Origin of the sequence: Thermus thermamylovorans, from assembly GCF_004307015.1 — a bacterium.
GTDB classification, from domain to species: domain Bacteria; phylum Deinococcota; class Deinococci; order Deinococcales; family Thermaceae; genus Thermus; species Thermus thermamylovorans.
In genome coordinates this window covers 69,382-92,193 of the sequence record NZ_SIJL01000004.1, presented here as the reverse complement: position 1 = coordinate 92,193, position 22,812 = coordinate 69,382, and the positions used below count along the sequence as shown (strand labels likewise).

Below are 22,812 nucleotides of genomic sequence, written 5' to 3'. Positions count from 1 at the left end.
ATTCTACAGGCATGGACCTTTTGGACATGATCGGGCCGGTGATGGTGGGGCCCTCCTCCAGCCACACCGCCGGGGCCTGCCGCCTGGCCCTTTTGGCCCGCCATCTGCTCGGGGAGAAGCCCAAGCGGGTGCAGTTCGGCCTGCACGGCTCCTTCGCCAAGACCGGCAAGGGCCACGGCACCCACCTGGCCCTGGCGGCGGGGGTCTTGGGTTTGCGGCCTGACGACGAGCGGCTCAAAAGGAGCCTGGAGCTGGCGGAGGAGGAAGGGGTGGAGGTGGTTTTCCAGGAGGTGGAGCTGGGGGACGTCCACCCCAACACCGTGCGCATAGCCCTGGAGGGGGAGAAGGAGCGTTTGCTGATCACGGGAAGCTCCCTGGGCGGGGGGCTGGTGCGGGTCTTTGACCTGGACGGGTTTGAGGTGCGCATCACCGGGGCCATGCCCACCCTGGTGGTGCGCAACGTGGACACCCCGGGGGTGGTGGCCCGGGTGGCCCGCATCCTGGCGGACGACGAGGTGAACATCGCCTACCTCACCGTAAGCCGCAAGCGGCGGGGTGGGGAGGCCATGATGAGCCTCGAGGTGGACCGCCCCCTTTCCGAGGTTCCCCTGAGGTACCTGGAGCACCTCTCCTACATCCTCTGGGTGCGGCAGATCCCCGCGGTGATGGACTGAGCGCCCTGGCACCGACTTGTGCCACCCCACCTTGGCGGAGCCGAGGTGGGGATCCCGGCTTAGAGCTGGCTGGCTTTGGGGAGCTCCAGGCGCAGGCAGGCTCCCCCCAAGCCCCCTCGGCAGGGGCTGAGTCTCCCCCCGTGGGCCTCCGCCACCCGCCTGGCGGTGTAGAGGCCAAGCCCCGCGCTCCCCCGGTTTCCCCCCCCTTGGCGAAAGGGCTGGGCCAGGGCCTCCAGAGGCAGGGAAAGCCCGGGGCCGTCGTCTTCCACCGCCAAGGCCCCTTCCTCCACCCGCACCCGCACCCGGGCTCGGGCGTGGCGGAGGGCATTGTCCAGGAGGTTTGCCAGGGCCCGCTCCACCAGGAGCCTTTCCCCCCGGGCCAGGCCCCCTCCCTCCGCGGAGAGGGCGATGCCCCGCCTTGCCGCCTCCTCCCGGTAGCGCAGGAGGAGGTCTTCCGCCAAGGCCCTGAGGTTCAGGGTCTCCCCCTGGGGGGTGCGGGCCTCGAGGCGGGAGAGGGCCAGGAGGTTTTCCACCAGGCGGTAGGCCCTACTGAGCTCCTCCCGGAGCTGGCCCAAAAGCTCCACCCGCCTTTCCCTGCCCAGGCCGTCCGCCTTCTCCAGGTACTCCAGGGCGCGGATGGCGGATAGGAGAGGGGTCTTGAGGTCGTGGGCAAGGGCGCCGTAAAAGGCCTCCCGGGCCTCTGCGAGGCTCCTTAGCCGCTCCAGAAGCTCTCCGAAGCGGGCCCGGAGGAGGGCCACCTCTCCGGGCGGGGGCTCCTTGGGGGCGGGAAGCCGGAGCTCGCTCACCGGCCCCTCCTTGAGGGAGAGGTAGGCCACGGCCCGGGCAAGCTCCTCCAGGGGCTTGAGGAGGCCCTTGGCCAGGAAAAAGCCCACCAGGGCGGAAACCAGGGCCAGAAGGAGGAGCCAGAGGAGGAGGGGAAGCCAGGGGCCTTCCCCCATGAGCCCCAGGGTAAGGGCCAGGACCAGATTGGGCAAAAAGGCCAGAAGGGCGATGACCAGGGCGAGCCTTGCTCTAAGACTCATCCCGTCCCGCCGAGAGCACCGCCAGGAAGGCCTCCTGGGGCACCTCCACCTTGCCGATGGCCTTGAGCCTTTTCTTGCCCTCTTTCTGCTTTTCCAGGAGCTTCTTCTTCCGGGTCACGTCCCCGCCGTAGCACTTGGCCAGGACATCCTTCCTCAGGGCCTTCACCGTGGCCCGGGCGATGATCTTACCCCCGATGGCCGCCTGGATGGGCACCTCGAAAAGCTGCCTGGGGATGACCTCGGCCAACTTGTCCACGATGGCCCGGGCCATGGCGTAGGCCTTCTCCCGGTGGGCGATGAAGGCGAGGGCGTCCACGGGCTCCCCGTGCACCAGCACGTTGACCTTGACCAGATCCCCGGGCCCGTACCCGATCTGCTCGTAGTCCATGGAGGCGTAGCCCCGGGAGAGGCTCTTGAGGCGGTCGTGGAAGTCGTAGAGGATCTCGGCAAAGGGAGCCTCGTAGACCAGCTCTACCCGCTTCTGGGCCCCAGGGAGGTAGGTCATGTTCACCAGGCGGCCCCGCTTCTCCTGCACCAGTCCCATGATGGCCCCCACGTACTCCTCCGGGGTGAAGAGGGTGAGCTTCACGTAGGGTTCGAGGATCTCCTCCATCTTCGCCGGGTCGGGGAGGTCGGCGGGGTTGTGCACCTCCAGCTCCTCCCCGCCCTTCAGGCGCACCCGGTAGACCACGCTGGGGGCGGTGGCGATGAGCTCCAGGCCGAACTCCCGCTCCAAGCGTTCCTGGACGATCTCCGCATGGAGGAGCCCCAGGAAGCCGCAGCGGAAGCCGAAGCCCAAGGCGGTGGAGGTCTCCGGCTCGAAGGTGAGGGCGGCGTCGTTGAGCTTGAGCTTTTCCAGGGCGTCCCGGAGCTTGCCGTAGTCCCCGGACTCCACCGGGTAGAGCCCGGCGAAGACCACGGGCTTGGCGGGGCGGAAGCCGGGGTAGGGGGCGTCGGTGGGGCGGAGGGCCAGGGTGATGGTGTCCCCCACCTGCACGTCGTGGATGTCGCGGATGGCGGCCACGAGCCAGCCCACCTCCCCTGCGGTGAGCTCCTCGGTGGGCACGAGGCCTTGCGGGGTGAAGACCCCCACCTTGTCCACGGTGAACTCCTTTCCCGTGGACCAGACGCGGATGCGGTCCCCGGGGCGCACCCTTCCTTCGAAGAGGCGCAGGTAGGGGATGACCCCCTGGTAGGCGTCGTAAAGGGAGTCGAAGATGAGGGCCTTCAGGGGGGCTTCCGGGTCCCCCTTGGGGGGCGGGATGCGCTGGACGATGGCCTCGAGGATCGCCTCCACCCCTTCCCCCGTCTTCCCCGAGGCGAAGATGGCCTCGTCCGCGGGGAGGCCCAGGACCTCCTCCACCTCGAGGGCCACCTCCAGGGGGCGGGCGTTGGGCAGGTCGATCTTGTTGATGACCGGGATCATCGCGTGGCCGTGCTCCAGGGCCATGTAGAACTTGGCCAGGGTCTCCGCCTCCACCCCCTGGCTGGCGTCCACCACCAGCAAGACCCCCTCCACCGCCGCCAGGGCCCGGGAGACCTCGTAGGTGAAGTCCACGTGCCCCGGGGTATCGATGAGGTGGAAGACGTAGATTTCCCCGTCCCTGGCGCGGTAGTTCACCCGCACGGCGCTGGCCTTGATGGTGATGCCCCGCTCGCGTTCCAGCTCCAGGGAGTCCAAAAACTGCTCCCGCATCTCCCGCTCGCTCACCGCGTGGGTGAGCTGCAGGATGCGGTCGGCCAGGGTGGACTTCCCATGGTCCACGTGGGCGATGATGGAGAAGTTGCGGATGCGGTGGCTCTCCATCCTTTCCATCGTCCGGGGTGGAAGGGGTAAAGTCAAGCTGTCCGCTTCTGGATGGGAGGACCCGCTAGACTGGACCCATGGCCCAAGACCCAGAGATATGGCCGGCCCTGGGCCGTCTGTACTGGCGCCTGGCCTTGCTCCCGGCGGTCTGGTTCCCCGTGGTGGTCCTCTACGGGGGACCGGTGATGCTGGGGGCTACCCTCCTCTACTGGGCAAGCCTACCGGTTACCTATGGCTTGGCCAGGCTCACCGGGAGGGAACGCCTGGCGGTGTCCCTGCACCTGGGGGTGGCCGTGTTCACCGCCCTCTGGAGCCTGGTGAGCCCTCCTGAGGGGGTGGTCCAGGGCCTTTCCGGGGACGGATGGCGGCTTGGGGTTATGGCCTTCTACACTGTGGGCGCTTTTGCCCTTGCCGCTTTTGCTGGCTGGCCGGGGCTGGTTCTGGGTCTGGTCTACGCCCTTTTCGCTCCCTGGCCCCAGGGGGAAACCCGCTTTCTCGTGGCCGCGGGCACCGTGCTGGCTGGGGTGGGGGGCCTCAGCGTGGGGGCTATGGCGAGCCGCCTCGAGGCCCTGCAGCGCCTGATCCGGACCGAGGCCCTTACCGATTCCCTCACGGGTTTGGCCAACCGCCGCTCCCTGGAGCGGGACTTCCCCCGCTTTCAGGCCCTGGCGGCGCGGGAGGGGCTTTCGCTCCTCCTTTCCCTTTGGGACTTGGATAACCTCAAGGGCATTAATGACCGGGAGGGGCACAGGGCAGGGGACGCCCACCTGGTCCGCTTTGCCCAGGTCTTGCGAGAGGAGGTCCGGGAGGGAGATGCCCTGTACCGTATCGGGGGGGACGAGTTCGTGGGCTTGCACCTGGGCTTGGAGGACGGGGCCTCCCTGGAGGAGCGGGTCCACGCCCGCTTTCCCTCGGTTTCCGTGGGGTTTTGCCCTGCGGGCACCCAGGGGTTGCCTCAGGCCCTGGCGGCGGCGGACGAGCAGATGTACGGCAAGAAGGGAAGGTGAGGCGCAGCCTTGCTCCTTCGCTTGGCGCTGGGTAGACTGCCTCGCGGAGGTTTCCTTGGCTTCGGATCGCTTCATAGAGCAACTGGCCCGGCGCTTCGCCCGGGAGCGGGTGCTCCCGCAGGCGGCGGAGCTGGACCGGGAAGCCCGCTTCCCCCGGGCCCTTTTCCGGGAGGCCGGGGAGCTGGGTTTCCCCACCCTGGTGGTGCCGGAGGCCTGGGGTGGAGCGGGCCTGGGCCCCGAGGCCCTGGTCCTGGTGGCCGAGGAGCTGGCCTACGCCTGTACGGGGGTGGCGGCGGCCCTCCTCCTCAACAACCTGGTGGCGGACGCCCTCCTCCTCTCGGGAAGCCCTTACGCCCAGGGATTTCTCCCTAGGCTCAGGGAGGAGGTGGCCTCCTACGCCCTCACCGAGCCCCACGCGGGCTCGGACGTGGCCAACTTGCGCACCCGGGCGGAGAGGGTGGCTGGGGGGTACCGCCTCTACGGGCGGAAGACCTGGATCAGCCACGCCCCGGAGGCGGCTTTTTTCGTGGTCTTCGCCCGGGTGGCGGAAGGGCGGGAGGGGATCGCCGCCTTCCTGGTGGAGCGGGGGGCAGGGGTGGAGGTGGGGCCTCCTTTGCCCAAGCTGGGGCAGAAGGCCTCCCCAGCGGCGGAGGTGGCCCTGGAGGGGGCTTTTGTGCCCGAGGAGGGCCTCATCGCCCGGGAGGGCTTTAGGCTCGCCATGCGGGTCTTCAACCGCTCGAGGCCCATGGTGGCCGCCTTGGCCGTGGGGCTTTTGCAAAGGGCTTTGGACGAGGCCCTGGCCTACGCCGCCATGCGGGAAGCCTTTGGCAGGCCCCTCTTGGAGCACGAGGGGGTGGGGTTTAAGCTTTCGGAGATCCACATGGACCTGGAGGCCGCTCGTCTCCTCACCCTCAAGGCCGCCGACCTGGCGGAACGGGGCGAGGAGAACGCCTTGGAGGCGGCCACGGCCAAGGCCTTCGCCGCCGACGCCGCGGTGCGGGGGGTTTCGGAGGCCCTCCAGGTCTTTGGCGGTAACGGCTACAGCGAGGAGTATCCCTTGGCCAAGCTGTACCGGGACGCCAAGGTGCTCCAGATCTACGAGGGCACCTCGGAGATCCAGAGGCTCATCATCCTGCGGGAGCTGGCAAGGAGGCGGACATGGGAGAGCCGGTGATCCTCGAGGCGGTGCGCACCCCCATCGGCAAGCGGAACGGGGCCCTAAGGGCGTGGCGGCCCGATGCCCTCTACGCCCGGGTCTTGGACGCCCTCCTGGAGCGGACGGGCATCGACCCCCGCCTCATCGGGGACGTGGTCACGGGCTGCGTCACCCAGGCGGGGGAGCAGGGGGCCAACGTGGGCAGGCTCGCCGTCTTCCTTTCCCGGCTCCCCAAGGAGGTGCCCGCGGTGACCCTGAACCGCATGTGCGGTTCTTCACAGCAAGCGGTCCACTTCGCCGCAAGCGCCATCGCCGCTGGCGACCTGGACTTCGCCATGGCCGGGGGGGTGGAGAGCATGACCCGGGCCCCCATGTTCTCGGACATCGGGGGCGGCTTCCACACCTTAAACCCCGCCCTCTTCCAGAAGTACGAGCTCGTCCACCAGGGGGAAAGCGCCGAGCGCATCGCCGAGCGCTACGGGCTTTGCCGGGAGGAGCTGGACGAATGGGGCTACCTCTCCCACCGGCGGGCGGCCCAGGCCACCAAGGAGGGCCGCTTCCGGGCCCAGATGGTGCCCTTAACGGGCCTGGACCCCGAGGGGAAGCCCTTCCTCCTGGACTTCGACGAGGGGGTGCGCCCGGATGTGGACTACGAGCGCATGCTGGCCCTCAAGCCCGTTTTCCGGGAGGACGGGGTGGTGACCGCGGGGAACGCCAGCCAGATCTCCGACGGGGCCGCGGCCCTTCTCCTCGGGGATCGGGAGAAGGCCCTGGCCCTGGGCCTCTGCCCCCGGGCCCGTTTCCTCGCCCGGGTGGCGGTGGCGGGGGACCCCACCCTTCAGCTTCTGGAGGTGATCCCCGCCACCAAAAAGGCCCTGGAGAAGGCGGGGCTTTCCCTTAAGGACCTAGACGTGATCGAGATCAACGAGGCCTTCGCCAGCGTGGTCCTGGCCTTCCTGCGGGAGCTTGGCCCGGATCCGGAGCGGGTGAACCCCAATGGCGGGGCCATCGCCCACGGCCACCCCCTGGGGGCCACGGGGGCGGTGCTTATGACCAAGCTCCTCCACGAGCTGGAGCGCACCGGGGGGGAGTTCGGCTTGCAGGTGATGTGCATCGGTCACGGCCAGGCCACGGCCACCATCGTTCAGAGGATCTAGGAGGGGGTATGGAGCGGAGCGCCTTGGTGACGGGAGGAGCCTCGGGGCTGGGAAGGGCTACGGCCCTGGCCCTAAAGGCGAGGGGGTACCGGGTGGTGGTCCTGGACCTGAAGCGGGGAGAGGAGGAGGGCCTCCGCTACCTGGAGGGGGACGTGACCCGGGAGGAGGACGTCAGGGAGGCGGTGGCCCTCGCCGTTTCCCAAGCCTCCCTCTTCGCCGTGGTGAACGCGGCGGGGATCGGGATCGCAAGGAAGGTCCTGGGCCGTGAGGGCCCCCACGACCTGGAGGGCTTCCGCCGGGTGGTGGAGGTGAACCTGGTGGGCACCTTCAATGTGCTCCGCTTGGCCGCCTGGGCCATGCGGGAAAACCCCCCTGACCTCGAGGGGCAGCGGGGGGTGATCGTGAACACCGCCAGCGTGGCCGCCTTTGAGGGGCAGATCGGCCAGGCGGCCTACGCCGCCAGCAAGGGGGGCGTGGTGGCCCTCACCCTTCCCGCCGCCCGGGAGCTTGCGGAGTGGGGGATCCGGGTGGTGACCGTGGCCCCGGGCCTCTTCGACACCCCCCTCCTCCAAGGGCTTCCGGAAAAGGCCAAGGCCTCCTTGGCGGAACAGGTGCCCTTCCCCAAGCGCCTGGGCCGCCCAGAGGAGTACGCCCTTTTGGTCCTGAACATCCTGGAAAACCCCATGCTGAACGGGGAGGTGATCCGCCTGGATGGCGCCTTACGCATGGCCCCCCGGTAGGGTTCTGGACCTCACCCGGCTTCTGCCTGGGCCCCTGGCGGGGAAGCTCCTCGCCGACCTGGGTTTCCCGGTGCTCAAGGTGGAGCCCCCGGGCGGGGACCTTTTGGCAGCCTGGGCCCCGGAGGCCTACCGCTTCCTGAACGGCAGGAAGGAGGTCCTCACCCTGAACCTGAAGGAGGAAGAGGGCCGGGCCAGGCTCCTCGCCCTGGCGAAGGAGGCCGCCGTCCTCCTCGAGGCCAACCGCCCCGGGGTCATGGAGCGGCTCCGCCTGGGGCCGGAGGTGCTCTTGGAGGCCAACCCCCGTCTGGTCTACGCCCGGCTCCGGGGCTACCCCGAGGGCGCCGACCCCGGGCACGACCTCACCTACCTGGCGGAGGCGGGTCTCCTGGGACGCTTCCCCTGGCGGGCCTTCCAGTTCGCCGACCTGGCCGGGGCCTATGCCCTGGCCCTCGCCGCCTTGAAGGGCCTCCTCCTGGGGGGCGGGGTCTACGAGGTGGCCCTCTCCGAGGCGGTGAAGGCCATCGCCTACCCCCCGGTTCCCTTCCTGGATGGCTCCGTCCTCTGCTACGGGGTCTACCCCGCCCAGGAGGGGGAGGTGGCCCTGGCGGCCCTGGAGCCCCATCTCTGGGCCCGCTTTTGCCAGCGGGCGGGCCTGCCTGAACTCCTCCCCCTGGCCTTCACCCCGGCGCGTCCGGAGAACCCCGCCTACGGGAAGCTCCTGGCCTTTTTCGCAGGCCAGGGGGCCGGGGCCTGGGAGGCCTGGGCCAAGAGGGAGAGCCTCCCCTTGCGGGCGGTGCGGGGTTAGGCCCTCCCCACGGTTCGCCCGTGGCCCCTTTGACCTTTTCCCCCTCCTCCCCTATACTGGTTTCCGCTACGGGGAGTAGCGCAGCCCGGTAGCGCACCTCGTTCGGGACGAGGGGGTCGCTGGTTCAAATCCAGTCTCCCCGACCAGGAGGCCGGCCCGCGGGCCGGCCTTGCGTATACTCCGGAGGTGGGCTTCCTGGCGGGCCTGGCCCTCTTCCTCCTGGGCCTCGAGCTGGCCTACCAGGGCTTCGCCCGCTTCCGTGGGCGCCGGCACCTCCTGGCCCGGGCCCTGGGGCGTCCGGGGCGGACCCTGGTTTTCGGCTTTCTCCTGGGCCTCTTCTCCGGCAGCGGTTCCGGCCTGAGCCTTCTTTCCCTGGCCCTCTTGGAGAGCCGCATCCTCTCCTTTGCCCTGGCGGGCCTGCTCTCCTTGGCCGCCACCGCCGGGGCCGCCCTTTGGGTGGGGGTGGTGGCCCTGGGCCCCCGGGGGGCGGCGGAGGCCCTCCTGGCCTTGGGCATGTGCCTCTTCCTGCCTCCCAGGACCCGGCCTTGGGGGCAGGTGTCCCTGGGGCTCGGCCTCCTCCTCCTGGGCTTCGGGTACATGGGGGAAGGGGCCCAAGGGGTGGTGGGTCTGGGCCTGGGGGGGCTTTCCCCGGGGGGCTACTACCTCCTGGGCCTGGCCCTGGCCTTCCTCCTGGGCTCGGCCAACGGCGTGGCCGCCTTAGCCCTGGCCCTGGCCCCCAGCCTGCCTCCGGCCGCCCCCCTAGCCCTGGTCCTGGGGGGCGGGGTGGGGACCACCGGCACCCTCTTCCTCGCCGGCCTCCTGGGCCGGCGGGAGGCCCTGGCCCTGGGGGCGGCCCTGGGGGTCCACCGCCTCCTCCTCTCCCTTCTCCTCTTCCTCCTGCTGCCCGGCCTCGGGGGAATGGGGGTGTTGGGGGTGCACCTCCTCTCCCATCTCCTCTACGCCCTGGCCTTCCTCCCCTTGCGGGAGGGGTATGCCCGGCTGGCGGAAGGGCTTTTCCCCGGGCCCCGGGTGGCCCCCAAGTACCTCTCCCTCGAGGCCTTGGAGACCCCCCTTCTGGCCCAGGCCCTGGTGCTGCGGGAGCTGGGCCGGGTGGCGGACGCGGTGCGGGAGATGCTGGCCAAGGCGGTGCGCATCCTGAGCCAGGAGGAGGGAGGGGAGGCGGAGCTTTCGGCCCTGGAGGAGAAGGTGGACCGCCTTACCCGGGAGGTGGTCCTGTACACCGCGGAGCTTTCCACCCGCACGGGGGACGAGCGGGCGGTGAGGCTTTTTGTGGCCGCCAGCGAGCTGGAGCACCTGGGGGATCTGGTGCGGCGGGCGGTTCGGCAGGCGGAAAAGCTCTGGGCCCAGGGGCTCACCTTCAGCCCGGAGGGCAAGGAGGACCTCCTGGAGGCCGCCCGGCGGGTCCTGCGGCGCCTGGAGGCCATGGCCGCCGCCCTCACCACCGGCGAGAAACGCCTGGCCCAGGAGGTGCTCCGCGAGGGGCCGGAGGCGGCCTTTTGGGACCGCCTGCGCCGGGCCCACCTCCTGCGGCTGGAGGGAGGGCGGCAGGAGAGCCGCGCCACCACCCTGGCCCACCTGGACCTCCTCATCACCCTGGAGGAGTTTTCCGCCGGGGTGGAAAGGCTTTGCCGCCTGGTGCTGGAGCTTTAAGCTAAAGGGCGTGGTGAGGATCCTGGGCGGCAAAGCCCGGGGCGTGCCCTTGAAGGTCCCCTCCTCGGCTCGGCCTTCCCCGGTGCGCCTGCGCAAGGCCCTCTTCGACTACCTGCGCCTGCGCTACCCCGGGCGGGGCCGCTTCCTGGACCTCTACGCGGGCAGCGGGGCGGTGGGCCTGGAGGCCGCCAGCGAGGGCTTCGAGGCCACCTTGGTGGAGAAGGACCGTGAGGCCATCGCCCTTCTCCGGGAAAACCTCCGGCGCACCGGCCTTCCGGCCCGCATCGTCCCCCTGCCGGTGGAGGTCTTCCTGCCCGAGGCCAGGGCCAGGGGGGAACGCTACACCGTGGCCTTCATGGCCCCCCCCTACGCCTTGGACCTGGCGGAGGCCTTCCGGGCCCTCCTGGAAAGCGGTTTGGTGGAGGAAGGGGGGCTTTGCGTCCTCCAGCACCCCAAGGAGCTCTACCTCCCCTTCGGGGAGCGCCGGGTCTACGGGGAAAACGCCCTCACCCTGGTGGAGGTATGAATGCACGTGGTCTATCCGGGAAGCTTTGACCCCCTGACCAACGGCCACCTGGACGTGATCCAGCGGGCGAGCCGCCTCTTCGCCAGGGTTACCGTGGCCGTGCTGGAGAACCCCAGCAAACGGAACCAGTACCTTTTCACCGCCGAGGAGCGCCTGGGCATCATCCGCGAGGCCACCGCCCACCTGCAAAACGTGGAGGCCCATACCTTCTCCGGCCTCCTGGTGGACTTCGTGCGGCGGGTGGGGGCCCAGGCCATCGTCAAGGGCCTCCGGGCGGTTTCCGACTACGAGTACGAGCTCCAGATGGCCCACCTCAACCGGCAGCTTTTGCCGGGGCTGGAGACCCTTTTCATCCTGGCGGCCACCCGCTACGCCTTTGTGTCCAGCACCATGGTCAAGGAGATCGCCCGCTACGGCGGGGACGTGTCCAAGCTGGTCCCCCCCGCCACCTTGAGGGCCCTCAAGGCCAAGTTCGGCTAGCCCCGCTGCGACCAGTAGACCCCCAGGGCGATGAGGAGGAGGCCGGGGAGCTGGGCTGCCCTCGGGGTTTCCCCCAGGAGGAGGGCGGCGAACAGGAGGGCCAGGGCGGGGGTCAGGTTGAGGAAGGGGGCCACCCGGCTCGCGGGGTGGCGCTGCAGCACCAGGCCCCAGAGGGTGAAGGCCAGAAAGGCCCCTCCGAGGGCGGTGTAGAGGAGGGCCAGCCAGGCGGTGGGGCCCGCCTCGGGGAAAGGGTGGGGGAGGGCCAGGGGCAGGAGGAGGAGGCTTCCCAGGAGCATGCTGGCGGCGGTGACCTCCAGGGGGCTCCTTCGCCGCACCGCTAGGGCCACCCCCACGCTGTAGGCCCCCCACAGGGTGGCGGCCAGGACCAGGAGGAGGATGCCCAAAAGCCTCCCGTGGCCGCCTTCCGCCCCCCCTTGGGCCAGGGCCAGCCAGACCACCCCGCTCCCCGAGAGGAGGAGGCCCAGGAGGAGGGGCCGGGAAAGGGGTCGGCGGAAGTAGAGGCTGTAGGCCAGGGCGGTGGAAAGGGGGTAGACCGCTCCTACCGCCGCCGCGTCCGAGGCCGGGGCCAGGCGTATCCCGTGGAAGAAGACCAGGCTGAAAAGGGCCACGCCCCCCAGGGCCAGGAAGAGGCTTTGCCCCAGGGGCCGCACCTGGGGCAGGCGGCCGAGGAGGAGGATAAAGCAGGGCAGGGCCAGGGCGAAGCGCAAAAAGGAACCCCACTCGGGGCGGATCTCCCCCATGGCGGCCCTGGAGGCCACCACGTTGAGGGCCCAAAGGAGGGGGGGCAGGTACACGAGGGGGTCGCGGTGGGGCGGCATGCCCCAAGCCTACCGGGTAAAATCCCTCCTGGAGGTCGGCATGAAGGCGTTTCCCAGCAAGTACGGCCACGCCCTGGAGTTTGGCCACCTCATCGGGGGTGAGGAAGTCCACGAGGGAGAGGTCCGGGAAAGGCGCAACCCCGCGGACCGGGAGGACCTGGTGGCCCGCTTCCCCGAGGGCACCAAGGAGACCCTAAGGAAGGCGGCTCTCAAGGCGCGGGAGGCTTTTAGGGAGTGGAGCCAGACCCCGGCCCCCGTGCGGGGCCAGATGCTTTTCAACCTGGCCAAAATCCTGGAGCGGGAGAAGCCCACCCTGACCCGGCTCATGGTGCGGGAGGTGGGGAAGACCTTCAAGGAGGCGGGCGGGGACGTGCAGGAGGCCATCGACACCGCCCTCTTCTTCGCCTCCGAGGGGCGGAGGCTCTACGGCCAAACCGTGCCCAGCGAGATGCGGGACAAGGAGCTCTTCACCTTCCGCAGGCCCTTGGGGGTGGTGGGGATGATCACCGCCGGGAACTTCCCCATCGCCGTGCCCAGCTGGAAGCTGATCCCCGCCGTGCTCACCGGGAACGCGGTGGTCTGGAAGCCCTCGGATGACTCCCCGACCCTTTCCTACATCTTCGTGAGGCTCTTCGAGGAGGCGGGCCTGCCTCCTGGGGTCATCAACGTGGTCTTCGGCGGGGGGAAGGACTCCACCGGCCAGTGGCTGGTGGAGCTCATGGACGAGGGCCTCCTCAACAAGTTCGCCTTCACGGGGAGCACCCAGGTGGGGCGCCTCATCGGGGAGGTGGCGGGCCGGAACCTGATAAGGCCCACCCTGGAGCTCGGGGGCAAGAACCCCCTGGTGGTCATGCGGGACGCCGATCTGGACCTGGCGGTGGAGGGGGCCTGGTGGAGCGCCTTTGCCACCGGGGGACAGCGGTGCACCTCCGCGGGGAACATCATCGTGGACGCCCCCATCTACGAGGAGTTCAAGCGGCGCTTCCTGGAAAGGACCGAGGCCACGGTGGTGGGGAATCCCCTTCTCCACCCCGAGGTCACCTATGGCCCCTTTATCAACGACCGCCTGTTCCAGCGTTGGCGGGAACACTACGTTTGGGGAGAGGAGGACGGGGCTACCTTGCTCTTCGGCCAGGGCCGGATTACCCGGGAAAACCCCTACCCGCGTTTCCTGGGGGACCCGGAGGCGGGGCTATTCGGCTGGCCCACGGTCTGGGAGGCCCGTCCCGGCATGCGCCAGTTTGAGGAGGAGATCTTCGGCCCCACGGTCAACCTGGTGAAGGTGGACGGGATCGAGGAGGCCCTCGAGGTGGCCAACAGCACCCCCTATGGCCTCTCCAGCGCCATCTACACCCACCACCGCCACTGGGCCTACCGCTTCAAGGTGGGCATCCGGGCGGGGATGACCAGCGTCAACAACACCACCGTGGGCGCCGAGGCCCACCTGCCCTTCGGCGGGGTGAAGGCCAGCGGCAACGGGGCGCGGGAGTCGGGGATCTGGGTCCTGGAGGAGTACACCTACTGGCAGGCGGTGAACGAGGAGTACTCGGGGCGGCTGCAACTCGCCCAGATGGACACCGGCTACGCAAGCCCCAAGCCCGCCGCGCCCTGGGCCGAGGTTTTGGGCTTCGATACCCCTTCCCGCTGAGCCCTTCGCCCCACTGCCCCAGGCGGGAACCTCCCCCGCCCCTTTGCCGGGGCCTCGAGGGGACGCGGTCCCCACGGGGTGGCATTACTGGGCGCTTTCCAGGTCAGGCCTCAGGCGCACCGCCTCCCGCAGGTAGACGTGCCGCACCCGATCCTGGGGGGTGTCGGTGTTCCAGAGGGCGAGAACCCGGATGACCCGGGGCAGGCTCCCCGGCACCGGCACCTCCCGGGCGGAGAGGAGGGGCACCCGGTGCATGCCGATCTGGCGGGCGGCCTCCGCGGGGAAGGCGGAGGAGAGGTCCTCGGTGACGGTGAAGATAACCGCGGCCAGCTCCTCGTGGCTTTGGATGCCGTTGGCCTCCAGCATCTTAAGGAGAAGTTCCCTTGTGGCCCGATGGATGGCCTCGGGGGTATCCTCCTCCACGGTGATGGCGCCGCGGATGCCCCGCACCATGTTGGGCCCATCCTAGCGGCTTGGGCCCCCGGGGGCAAGACGCGCCCGGCCCCTCCCGGGGGCCGCGGCGGGCGTCCGTGCCCCCTTCCGCCACCTTTTTCCGGGGAACCTTGTGCTTCCTTCCCCATGCAAAGGCCGCGCGCACCCCTTCGCTGGATCCCCCACGCGGACTCTGTCCGCCTGGAGTGGCCTCAGGTTCCGAGGCCCAGGAGGAGGAAGAGGGGCAGGACCAGGGCCCCGAGGAGCTGGAGGGGAAGCCCGGCCCGCACCATCTCCCAGGTCCCCACCCCCTGGGCGCTGGCCAGGGCGTTGGCGGGGGTGGAGATGGGGAGGAGGAAGGCCAGGGAGCTCCCCAGGGCCACCGCCGCCAAGGCGGGGAAGGCGTCCAGGCCGAGCCCGGGGGCGGCCGCCGCCACCAGGGGGATGAGGGCGGCGGCGGTGGCGGTGTTGGAGAGGAAGGCGGAAAGGCCGCCGGAGAGGAGGACCAGCAGGGCCAGGACCCCGTAGGGGGGCACCTCCCCTTGGGGCAGGCCCTGGAGGAGGAGTTCCGGCAGCCCTCCGGCCTCGAGGGCCTTCCCCAGGGCCAGGCCGCCCCCCACCAGGAGGAGGACCTCCCAGGGGATCCCCCGGGCCTCGGGCCAGGGCAGGGGTCTGGCCCGAGGCAGGGGCAGGAAGAAGAGGCTCGCCGCCAGGAGGGCCACCCCGGCGTCGCTCAAGGGGAGGCCCAGGGGGCCCCGGAGGAGGAAGCCCAGGAGGGCCAGCCCCAGGATGGCCCCCGCCCAGACCTCCTCCGGCCGCCAGGGGCCTGGGGTCTGGGGGAGGGCCCCTAGCCTCGCTCCCTTAGGAGGGGGAAACAGCCAGAGGAGCCACCCCCAGGCCAGGAGGAGGAGGGCCAGGCTGGCGGGCAGGGCCAGAGCCATCCAGGAGGCCATCTCCAGGGGCCGGCCCAGGGTCTCCCGCAGGTAGCCTGCCAGGAGGGCGTTGGGGGGCGTGCCCACCAGGGTGGCCATCCCGCCGATGGAGCTGGCGAAAGCCACCCCCAGGACCAGGCCGGTGCGGAACCGAGGGGCGGTCTCGGCCAGGAGGGGCTTGGCCGCCGCCAGCATCAGGGCGGTGGCGGCGGTGTTGGAGATCCACATGGAAAACAGGCCGGTGAGGCCCATGAGGGCCAGAAGCAGCCTTCCCGGATGGCCCCCCAAGCCCGCGAGGAGCCAGAGGGCTAGCCTCTGGGGTAGCCCGCTCCGCTCCAGCCCTAGGCCCAGGAGGAGCGCCCCCAGGAGGAGGAAGACCACCGGCTGCCCGTAAGCCCCCGCCACCTCACCCTCGGCCAGGGTCCTGGAGGCGGGGAGCACCAGGAGGGGCAGGAGGGCGGGGAGGGCCAGGGGCAGCCCCCCGAAGCTCCACCAGGCCACCATCCAAAGGAGGAGCCCCAGGCCCACCCTACCCTGCGGAGGGAGCTCCCCGGGCCCGAGGAGGGTCAGGAGGAAGAGGAGGGGCCCGGGGAGGAGGCGCAGGAGGGGAAGCGCGCGGCCCACCGGGGCATGATACCCCTTGGGCTAGACTTATGGGGATGAACCTGATGGCCGTCTTCGCCCACCCCGACGACGAGATCGGTGCTGCCGGGACCCTGGCCCTCCACGCCCGGCGGGGGGACCGGGTGCTTTTGGTCTGGATGACCCGGGGGGAGCTGGCGAGCCAGTTTGGGGAAGCCCCTCCCGAGGAGGTGGCCCGCGTCCGGGAGGACCACGGGGCCCACGTGGCGGGGCTTTTGGGGGCCGAGCCCCGCTTCCTCCCCTTTGCCGACACCTTTCTCACGGGTGGCCGGGAGGAGGCCTTGGCCCTGGCCCGGCTGATGGCCGAGTTCCAGCCCGACGCCGTCATCACCTGGGACCCCCTGGACGTCCACCCCGACCACCGGGCCACCCACCAGGCGGTGCTTTCCGCCCTGAAGCTCTGCCGCATTCCCAAGCTGGTGAAGGAGGCCTACCGGAAGCCGGTGCGGCTCTACCACTACCCCCGGCGGGACCTCCCCCGCCCCTGGGTCTACGTGGACACCACCGCCACCCAGGAGGTGGCCGAGGCGGTGTTCAGCTTCTACCGCGACTTCTACCGCTGGCCCTTCACCTTGGAGGAGTTTCGCGCTCGCCGGAGGCTCCTGGGTCTGGAGGCTGGGGTTCCCTTTGCGGAGGCCTTTCAGACGGAGCGTCCCCCGGCCCACGGGGCCCTTCCCTAGGCCCCTCCTCGGGGTCGGGGGCGGGGGTGAGGGCGTAGGCCAGGACCACCGCGGGCAGGACCAGGGGCAAGGTGGCGTAACCGCCCCACTCCAGGGCCAGCACCGTGGCGGCGAAGGGGGCCCGGGCCACCGCCGCCAGGACCGCGGCCCCCCCTGCCAAGGCCAGGCCCTCGAGGGGCACTGCCAGGGGCTCCAGAAACCGGGCCACCAGGATCCCCAACAGCCCTCCCAGGGCCAGGGCCGGGGTGAAGGCCCCCCCGTAGGCCCGGACGCCCGTGGCCAGGATGAGGAGGAGGGCTTTGGCCAGGAGGAGGTAGCCCACGGCCGCGGGGGAGAGGAGGGGCGTGGCGGCCACCGCCACCCAGCCCAGGCCCGTCCCCAGGGCCTCCGGCAGGAGGAGGAGGAGGAGGGCCAGGGCCAGCCCCAAAAGGCCGTGCCGCAGGGGGAAGGGGAGGTGCCGCAGCCCCCGCTCCAGGAGGCGGCCACCCCCCAGCCACAAGGCCGCAAGCGCCGCTGCCAGAAGCCCCACCAGGGCCCCGAAGGGCACCGCCCGCAGGTCCACCTCCGCCCGGAAGGGTAGGAGGGGGCTGTAGCCGAAGAAGGCGCCGTACAGGGCGAAACCGGAGAGGGCCCCGATGAGGGCCGGGGTGAGGGCCTTGGCTTCCAGGAGGAGGCTCCGGTAGAGGATTTCCGTGGCCAGGAGGGCCCCGGCCACCGGGGCGTGCAGCCCGGCGCCCAGTCCCGCCGCCAGGCCGGCGAAGGCCAGCCCTCCCCCCAGGCGGGGAAACCGCCGGTCCAAGGCGGTGCCCAGCCAAAGCCCCAGCACCCCCAAAGGCCCCTCCCGGCCCAGGGGGGAGTAGAGGGATAGCTGCAGGATGCCCCCCAGAACCCCCCGGGGATGGGCCAGGCGGGGGGTGGGCAGGCCTTCCCGGGCCTGGCGCAAAAAGGCCGCCAGGCCCTGGCCCGTGCCCAGGAAGCTGGTGAGGGCAAAAAGCGGGGGTAGGAGGAAGGCCAGGGGCCAGGGCCCGGGTCCGGTGAAGGCCTGGGCCAGGCCGCCCTCTCCCGGGGCGGCAGGGGGCAGGTAGCCGAAAAGGGTGCCGAAGCCCAGCCCCAGGCCCCGCAGGAGGGCGGTGGCCCCGGCGGCCAGGAGCCCAGCCAAGGCCCCCGTGAAGGCGCTGTAGAGGATGAGGGGGCCGGTGTGGCGCACCTCCCCTTCCCAGAGGGGAAACCCCGCTTGCCGCTGCCCGAAGCCCGGCGGCCGCATTAGAGGGAGTGTACCAAAGCCGATGGGGTGCCCCGGGCGAGCCGTGGGCTGGGGAGGCCCAACGCCCGGTACCCGCCCCGGGTGAGGGCCCGCACCAGGAGGCGGGGGTCAGCCCTCTCCCACAGGAACAGGACCTCGTTTTTCACGTCCAGGTCCGGACTAGAGGCCAGGGAGTCGGTGCCCAGGGCGAGCTCCACCCCGTGGCGGGCATAGAGGGCGAGGGGGGCTTCCCCCACCCCTAGCCCCGCGTTGGAGCGGGGGCAGAGGATCACCTTGGTCCCGGTCTCCGCGAGGAGCCGCACCTCCTCCTCGTCCACCTGCACCCCGTGGACCAAGGCGGTGTGGGGTCCCAGGACCCCCAGGGCGTGGAGGTGGCGGATGGGGGTGAGGCCTGGGGGGGCCCAGGGGGTCTGGCTGAAGCGGCGGTGGACCTCGGCCAGGGGGCCTTCCCTCCTCAGGAGAAAGGCCACCTCCTCGAGGCTTTCCCCCGCGTGGACCATGAGGGGGAGGCCCTCAGCCCTGGCGTACTGGGCGAGCCGCCGCAACAGGGGGGCGCTCACCGAGTAGGGGGCATGGGGGGAAAGCCCCACCCGCACCCGTCCCTCCAGGCGTCGCCAGGCCCTGATCTTGGCCTGGACCTGCTGGAACACTTCCTCGGCGTCCTCGGGGTCCGGGGCGAAGACCTCGTAGAAGGCCACCCCGGGAAGGGGGCTTTCCCGGAGCAGGAACTCCATGACCTCGTCCTTGAACACCACGTCGGCAAAAGCCCCCGCTCCGGAGGCCAGAAGCTCCTCCAGGCCCTTCTGCGCCGCCTCCAGCCCCCGCCTTTCCCGATGGGCCACCACGTGGGGGATGAAGCCGGAAAAGGGGCCCCGGTAAAGGGGGTGAAGGGAGAGGTCCAGGTGGGTGTGGGCGTTCACCGGGGGAGGGAAGAGGGCTTTCCCCTTGGGCACCACCTCCGCCTCGGGGAAGCGCCCCTTGAGCTCCTCCAGGGAGCCCTGGCCCACCACGTGCCTTCCCTGGACCGCGATGGCCCCCCGGAGCATGGGGGTGCCGAAGCCGGTGTAGACCACCTCCGCGGTCCAGAGCTCAGTCTTTAGCCAGAACATAGCGGTTGGGGTTTCGGGCGAAATCCACGGCCCGGTAGCCCCGGGCGAAGTAGTGGCCCAGGACCAGGCGGCTGTGTTCCCGCCACGCTAGCGCTAGGGCTGGGTCTTCCCGCAGGATCCTTCCCCAGTCCTCGGGGATCTGGAAGAGGAGGCGGGGGGCTTCCAGGTCCAGGTAGGCCTCCAGGGGCTCCTCTCCCTCCACCCGGTTGGCCTGGGGAAGGCCCGCCACCTCGGGGTCTGGCGGCGGGGCGTAGATGCGGGCGTAGACCCGCTCGGCCAGGAGGTCCCACTCCGCCAGGAGCCGGTCCGAGGGGGCCCCGGCGTTGATGCCTGTCATGGGGCCGTAGTGGTCGGGGAGGTAGGTTCTGGCGGTGGCCCCAAGCTTCCTCAGGTTGAAGTTGGCGTTAGGGCCCCGCAGGGGGTCGAAGGTCCAGACCACCCTCTGGATGCCCCGGGCCAGGCACCAGTCCCGCTGGAAGCGCTTCAGGAGGAGGGCGGCCCCCGTGCCCCGGTAGGGCTCCAGCACCCCCAGCATGTGGGAGTGCTGCAAGGTGGGGTCTTGGGTAGGGAAGCCAAAGACGAAGCCCACCATCCGCCCTTCCACGAAGGCTCCCGCCACCAGGCCCCCTTCATCCTGAACCGCAATGAGAAGGCCCCTTGGTACCAGATCGCTTTCCGCGCGGCCCCAGACCTCCCGCTGGAGCTCCACCACCGCCTCCATCTCCTCGGGGCCCTTTAGCTCGCGGACATGTACCTCTGCCATAGGGTGATCCGCTCTACCGCGGGAAGCTTCAGGTGCACGCCGATACCTGGACCCTCGGGCACGGGCATGAGGCCCTCCTCCGCCTCGAGGGCCTCCTCCACGATGTCCTCCTCCCAGTAGCGGCTGCTGGAGCTCACGTCCCCCGGCTTGGTGAAGGCGGGCAGGGTGGCCAGGTGGAGGTTGTGGGCCCTTCCCACCCCCGCCTCCAGCATCCCCCCCATCCAGAGGGGGATCCCGGCGCTTTGGGCCAGGGCGTGGACCTTGAGGCTTTCCCCGTGGCCCCCAAGCCGCGCCGGCTTGATGTTGAAGACCCGCCCTGAGCCGAGCTCGATGGCTTGCCTGGCCTTCTCCGCCGAGGTGAGGCTCTCGTCCAGGCAGATGGGGGTGGCGAGCTCCCGCCCGAGCTTGGCGTGGTCCAGGAGGTCGTCGTAGCCCAGGGGTTGCTCGATGTAGTCCAAGAAGAGCTCGTCCAAGCGCCTGAGCCGGGGGAAGTCGGCGAGGCGGTAGGCGCTGTTGGCGTCGGCGGTGAGGGTGGCCTCGGGGAAGGCCTGGCGCACCGCTTTCAGCACCTCGTGGTCCCAGCCCGGCTTGATCTTGAGCTTGATGCGCCGGTACCCCTGGGCCAGGTGCTTCTCCACCGCCTTCAGGGTTTCGGCGATGGAGGGCTGGATGCCCAGGGAAACCCCCACCTCCACCCGCTCCCTCACCCCGCCCAAGACCTGCCAAAGGGGCTTTCCCAGGCTCTTGGCAAAGAGGTCCCAGAAGGCCATCTCCAGGACCGCCTTGGCCATGGGGTTGCCCCGGAAAGGGTTAAGGGCCTGGCCCAGGGCCTCGGGGTTGGGCAAATCCCTTCCCAGAATCTGGGGCAGGAAGACCTCCTCCAGGAGGTAGCGGGCGCTGGCCACGGTCTCCTCCCGGTAGAGGGGAAGCCTTTCCGTCACCCCCTCCCCAAGCCCCTCGAGGCCCTCCCCGAAAAGCCTCAGGAGGAGGATGGTCCTTTTGGTTTGCACCCCGAAGCTGGTCTCAAAGCGGAACTTCAGGGGCAGTTCCAGGATGCGCAGCTCGGCCGCCTCTATGCGCACGGTTCCAGCACCTCCTTGCCCAGGTAGGGGACGAGGGCCTCCGGCACCCGCACCCGCCCATCGGGAAGCTGGTGGTTTTCCAACAGCATCACCAGGATCCTGGGGGTGGCCAGGGCGGTGTTGTTCAGGGTGTAGGCGTGGCGCACCTTTCCCTCCCGGTCCCGGTAGCGGAGGTCCGCCCGCCGGGCCTGCCAGTCCAGAAGGGCCGAGCAGGAGTGGGTTTCCCGGTAGCGCCCCTCCGAGGGTACCCAGACCTCCAGGTCCACCTGCCGCCACTTCCCCGGGCCCATGTCCCCGGTGGAGACCTCCAGAAGGCGGTAGGGAAGCTCCAGAAGCCCGAGGATCTCCTCGGCGTTTTGCAGAAGCTCCTCAAAGGCTTGGTCCGAGGCCTCGAGGCTGGCCTCGGTGAGGACGTACTGCTCCACCTTGTGGAACTGGTGCACCCGCATGAGGCCCCGCACGTCCTTGCCGAAGCTCCCCGCCTCCGAGCGGAAGGCGGGGGCGTAGCCCGCGTAGCGCTTGGGAAGCTCTTCCTGCCGCAGGATCTCCCCGCTGTGGAGGGCGTTTAAGACCACCTCGGCGGTGCCCGTGAGGTAGAGGTCCGTGCCGGCGATGGGCCAGACCTGGTCCCTGGCGGCCGGGAAGTGCCCGGTGCCCACGAAGGCGGCCTCCCGGGCGTAGGCGGGGAGGGTGAGGGGGGTGTAGCCCTTTTGCACCATGAAGTCCATGGCAAAGCGGAGGAGGGCCAGCTCATAGAGGGCCAGGTCCCCCCGCAGGGCGTAGGTGCGGCTTCCCGAAACCCGGCTCACCCGGGGTTCCCACCAGCCGTTCCTCTCCAGGAGGGCCACGTGGTCCAGGGGGGGGAAGGGGAACTCCCGTGGTCTCCCCACCCGCTTTATCTCCACGTTGGCCGCGTCGTCGGGGCCCGCCGGGGCCCCCGGCCAGGGGGGGAGGGGGACCTGGAGGAGGAGGTCCAGAAGCCGGACCTCCTTCTCCCGTAGGGCCTCCTCCAGGGCCTTGGCCTCCTCGGCCAGGGCCTTGCCCCGGGCCACCAGGTGGGGCCTCTCCTCCGGCGGGGCCTTGGGCACCCGCTTGGCGATCTGGTTGCGCTCGGTCTGGAGATCCTGGAGCCTCTGCTTCAGCCCCTGCACCTCCCCGTCCAGGGCCAGGAGCGCGTCCAGGTCCAGAGCCACCCCCTTGAGGCGGATGGCCTCCCGATAGACCTCGGGCTCCTGGCGCAGGCGCTTGAGGTCCACCATGGCTACTCCAGCACCCGGGGCACGCGGAAGAAGCCCGCTTCCCTTTCGGGGGCCACGGAGAGGGCCTCCTCCGGGCTCAAGGAGGGCCAAGGCTCGTCCTCCCGCAGGCGGCCCTGGGCTTCGGGCTCCTCCACCTCCTCCACCCGGGGCAGGCTGTCCACGAACTCCAGGATGCGCCTCAGGTCCTCGAGGAGAAGGGCCTCCTCCTCGGAGGAGAGCCGGATCTTGGCCAAGCCCTCCAGCTTGCGCAGCAGTTCGGGGGAGAGCTCCATGCCGGCCATTCTACGGCCTGAGGCCGTGCGGGAGCCATGGGGGCCCCCGCCCAGGCCCGGGCGGGGCACCTACGAAAGGAGGTCCGCCAGCCACCACACCAGGGGGGCGAGGAGGAGGGCGGGCAGGAAGGAGGCCACCCGCACCCGGGTGAGCCCCAGGAGGTTGATCCCCACCCCCAGGACCATGAGCCCCCCCACCCCCGTGGCCAGGAGGACCCGGGGGTCGGCGGCGGGGTCGGGGAGGGCCTGGGCCAGGGTGCCCGCCAGAAGGGCCACACCGCCCTGGTAGGTGAGGATCACCAGCACGCTGAAGCCCACCCCCACCCCGAAGGAGCTGGTGAGGGCGATGGCAGAGAGCCCGTCCAGGGTGGCCTTGAGGAGGAGTAGGCTGGGGTCGCCGGTAAGGCCGTTCTGGATAGAGCCCAGGAGGGTCATGGGGCCCACGCAGAAGAGGAGGCTCGCCGCCACGAAGCCCTCGGTGAAGCTGCCCCCGCCCCTCACCGCCCGCTTGACCCTCTCCCCGATCCCCTCCAGCCCCTCCTCCAGGCGCCACCACTCCCCGAGGAGGCCGCCCAGGACCAGGGCGATGAGCCCCAGGACCACCCCGTCGATGGCCCCGCCCCTGGCCCCGCCCAGGGCAGCGGCCATGGAGAGGCCGAGAAAGAGGGTGGTGAGCCCCACCCCCTGGACCAGGATGCGGGCCATGCCTTCGGGAAGCCTCCCCCTTAGGGCCAGGCCGAGGGCCGTGCCCAGGAGCACCGTAAGGGCGTTGGCCAGGGTTCCCGAGAGCCTGTCCAGGAGGGTGAGCTCCATGGGGGGTATTC

Annotated in this window: 23 protein-coding genes and 1 tRNA gene; 12 read left to right on the top strand and 12 right to left on the bottom strand. The window is 70.5% G+C overall.

Annotated elements, in window-relative coordinates:
* Nucleotides 1-11 precede the first annotated feature (11 nt).
* Nucleotides 12-674 (top strand): L-serine ammonia-lyase, iron-sulfur-dependent subunit beta, encoded by a 663-nt coding sequence (gene sdaAB / locus ETP66_RS04345; RefSeq protein WP_130840983.1) that lies wholly within the window; start codon nucleotides 12-14, stop codon nucleotides 672-674.
* Nucleotides 675-733: 59 nt separating this feature from the next.
* Here the strand turns inward: sdaAB and ETP66_RS04340 are convergent, their stop codons facing one another.
* A complete protein-coding gene (locus ETP66_RS04340; RefSeq protein WP_130840981.1) occupies nucleotides 734-1,717 on the bottom strand; it encodes a sensor histidine kinase in 984 nt (327 codons plus the stop codon).
* Nucleotides 1,707-3,533 carry a translation elongation factor 4 gene (lepA, locus tag ETP66_RS04335; protein WP_130840979.1) on the bottom strand — a complete coding sequence of 609 codons (1,827 nt, stop codon included), beginning with the start codon at nucleotides 3,531-3,533 and terminating at the stop codon, nucleotides 1,707-1,709. Before lepA ends, ETP66_RS04340 begins: the two co-directional genes overlap by 11 nt.
* A 68-nt stretch (nucleotides 3,534-3,601) precedes the next feature.
* On the opposite strand from lepA, the gene ETP66_RS04330 reads away from it, so the two are divergent.
* From ETP66_RS04330 to coaD, 9 genes are all read left to right on the top strand, one after another.
* Nucleotides 3,602-4,531, top strand: a complete 930-nt coding sequence (locus ETP66_RS04330) for a GGDEF domain-containing protein (RefSeq protein WP_130840978.1) — start codon at nucleotides 3,602-3,604, stop codon at nucleotides 4,529-4,531.
* Nucleotides 4,532-4,604: 73 nt separating this feature from the next.
* Nucleotides 4,605-5,705 carry an acyl-CoA dehydrogenase family protein gene (locus ETP66_RS04325; protein WP_130841124.1) on the top strand — a complete coding sequence of 367 codons (1,101 nt, stop codon included), beginning with the start codon at nucleotides 4,605-4,607 and terminating at the stop codon, nucleotides 5,703-5,705.
* A complete protein-coding gene (locus ETP66_RS04320) occupies nucleotides 5,690-6,844 on the top strand; it encodes a thiolase family protein (RefSeq protein ID WP_130840976.1) in 1,155 nt (384 codons plus the stop codon). The genes ETP66_RS04325 and ETP66_RS04320 overlap by 16 nt, the downstream gene beginning before the upstream one ends.
* An 8-nt stretch (nucleotides 6,845-6,852) precedes the next feature.
* Nucleotides 6,853-7,584 (top strand): 3-hydroxyacyl-CoA dehydrogenase, encoded by a 732-nt coding sequence (locus ETP66_RS04315; RefSeq protein WP_130840974.1) that lies wholly within the window; start codon nucleotides 6,853-6,855, stop codon nucleotides 7,582-7,584.
* Complete coding sequence (locus ETP66_RS04310; RefSeq protein ID WP_130840972.1) at nucleotides 7,556-8,389, top strand: CoA transferase; 834 nt, start codon at nucleotides 7,556-7,558, stop codon at nucleotides 8,387-8,389. Before ETP66_RS04315 ends, ETP66_RS04310 begins: the two co-directional genes overlap by 29 nt.
* 69 nt (nucleotides 8,390-8,458) lie before the next feature.
* Nucleotides 8,459-8,535: transfer RNA gene (locus ETP66_RS04305), tRNA-Pro, on the top strand.
* 40 nt (nucleotides 8,536-8,575) lie between these two features.
* Nucleotides 8,576-10,060 carry a Na/Pi cotransporter family protein gene (locus tag ETP66_RS04300; RefSeq protein WP_130840970.1) on the top strand — a complete coding sequence of 495 codons (1,485 nt, stop codon included), beginning with the start codon at nucleotides 8,576-8,578 and terminating at the stop codon, nucleotides 10,058-10,060.
* A gap of 10 nt (nucleotides 10,061-10,070) precedes the next feature.
* Nucleotides 10,071-10,586 carry an RsmD family RNA methyltransferase gene (locus ETP66_RS04295; RefSeq protein WP_130840968.1) on the top strand — a complete coding sequence of 172 codons (516 nt, stop codon included), beginning with the start codon at nucleotides 10,071-10,073 and terminating at the stop codon, nucleotides 10,584-10,586.
* A complete protein-coding gene (gene coaD, locus ETP66_RS04290; protein WP_130840967.1) occupies nucleotides 10,587-11,066 on the top strand; it encodes a pantetheine-phosphate adenylyltransferase in 480 nt (159 codons plus the stop codon).
* Here coaD and ETP66_RS04285 read toward each other — a convergent pair.
* On the bottom strand, nucleotides 11,063-11,905 hold the full coding sequence (locus tag ETP66_RS04285) for a DMT family transporter (RefSeq protein ID WP_130840965.1): 843 nt from the start codon (nucleotides 11,903-11,905) through the stop codon (nucleotides 11,063-11,065). The genes coaD and ETP66_RS04285 overlap by 4 nt on opposite strands.
* Before the next feature lie 40 nt (nucleotides 11,906-11,945).
* Here ETP66_RS04285 and ETP66_RS04280 point away from each other — a divergent pair, with 40 nt between their 5' ends.
* A complete protein-coding gene (locus tag ETP66_RS04280; RefSeq protein WP_130840963.1) occupies nucleotides 11,946-13,553 on the top strand; it encodes an aldehyde dehydrogenase family protein in 1,608 nt (535 codons plus the stop codon).
* Between the two features lie 84 nt (nucleotides 13,554-13,637).
* Here the strand turns inward: ETP66_RS04280 and aroH are convergent, their stop codons facing one another.
* On the bottom strand, nucleotides 13,638-14,006 hold the full coding sequence (gene aroH / locus ETP66_RS04275) for a chorismate mutase (protein ID WP_130840962.1): 369 nt from the start codon (nucleotides 14,004-14,006) through the stop codon (nucleotides 13,638-13,640).
* Nucleotides 14,007-14,197: 191 nt separating this feature from the next.
* The gene (locus ETP66_RS04270) at nucleotides 14,198-15,541 is read right to left on the bottom strand and encodes an SLC13 family permease (RefSeq protein ID WP_130840960.1); all 1,344 of its coding nucleotides are present in this window, start codon (nucleotides 15,539-15,541) and stop codon (nucleotides 14,198-14,200) included.
* 44 nt (nucleotides 15,542-15,585) lie between these two features.
* On the opposite strand from ETP66_RS04270, the gene ETP66_RS04265 reads away from it, so the two are divergent.
* Complete coding sequence (locus ETP66_RS04265) at nucleotides 15,586-16,239, top strand: PIG-L deacetylase family protein (protein ID WP_130841122.1); 654 nt, start codon at nucleotides 15,586-15,588, stop codon at nucleotides 16,237-16,239.
* Here the strand turns inward: ETP66_RS04265 and ETP66_RS04260 are convergent.
* The 7 genes from ETP66_RS04260 to ETP66_RS04230 form a co-directional block, all read right to left on the bottom strand.
* A complete protein-coding gene (locus ETP66_RS04260; protein ID WP_130840958.1) occupies nucleotides 16,127-17,503 on the bottom strand; it encodes a chloride channel protein in 1,377 nt (458 codons plus the stop codon). The two genes, ETP66_RS04265 and ETP66_RS04260, sit on opposite strands and share 113 nt — an antisense overlap.
* Entirely contained in the window at nucleotides 17,503-18,612 is a 1,110-nt protein-coding gene (locus ETP66_RS04255; RefSeq protein ID WP_130840956.1) for an amidohydrolase family protein, read from the bottom strand. The genes ETP66_RS04260 and ETP66_RS04255 overlap by 1 nt, the downstream gene beginning before the upstream one ends.
* The gene (locus tag ETP66_RS04250; protein ID WP_130840954.1) at nucleotides 18,593-19,375 is read right to left on the bottom strand and encodes a GNAT family N-acetyltransferase; all 783 of its coding nucleotides are present in this window, start codon (nucleotides 19,373-19,375) and stop codon (nucleotides 18,593-18,595) included. The genes ETP66_RS04255 and ETP66_RS04250 overlap by 20 nt, the downstream gene beginning before the upstream one ends.
* Nucleotides 19,348-20,457 (bottom strand): o-succinylbenzoate synthase, encoded by a 1,110-nt coding sequence (gene menC, locus ETP66_RS04245; protein ID WP_130840952.1) that lies wholly within the window; start codon nucleotides 20,455-20,457, stop codon nucleotides 19,348-19,350. The genes ETP66_RS04250 and menC overlap by 28 nt, the downstream gene beginning before the upstream one ends.
* Complete coding sequence (gene serS / locus ETP66_RS04240) at nucleotides 20,448-21,716, bottom strand: serine--tRNA ligase (RefSeq protein WP_130840950.1); 1,269 nt, start codon at nucleotides 21,714-21,716, stop codon at nucleotides 20,448-20,450. Before serS ends, menC begins: the two co-directional genes overlap by 10 nt.
* Before the next feature lie 2 nt (nucleotides 21,717-21,718).
* The gene (gene gatC / locus ETP66_RS04235) at nucleotides 21,719-21,988 is read right to left on the bottom strand and encodes an Asp-tRNA(Asn)/Glu-tRNA(Gln) amidotransferase subunit GatC (RefSeq protein WP_201738467.1); all 270 of its coding nucleotides are present in this window, start codon (nucleotides 21,986-21,988) and stop codon (nucleotides 21,719-21,721) included.
* Between the two features lie 69 nt (nucleotides 21,989-22,057).
* The gene (locus ETP66_RS04230; RefSeq protein WP_130840946.1) at nucleotides 22,058-22,801 is read right to left on the bottom strand and encodes a DUF554 domain-containing protein; all 744 of its coding nucleotides are present in this window, start codon (nucleotides 22,799-22,801) and stop codon (nucleotides 22,058-22,060) included.
* Between the last annotated feature and the right edge of the window lie 11 nt (nucleotides 22,802-22,812).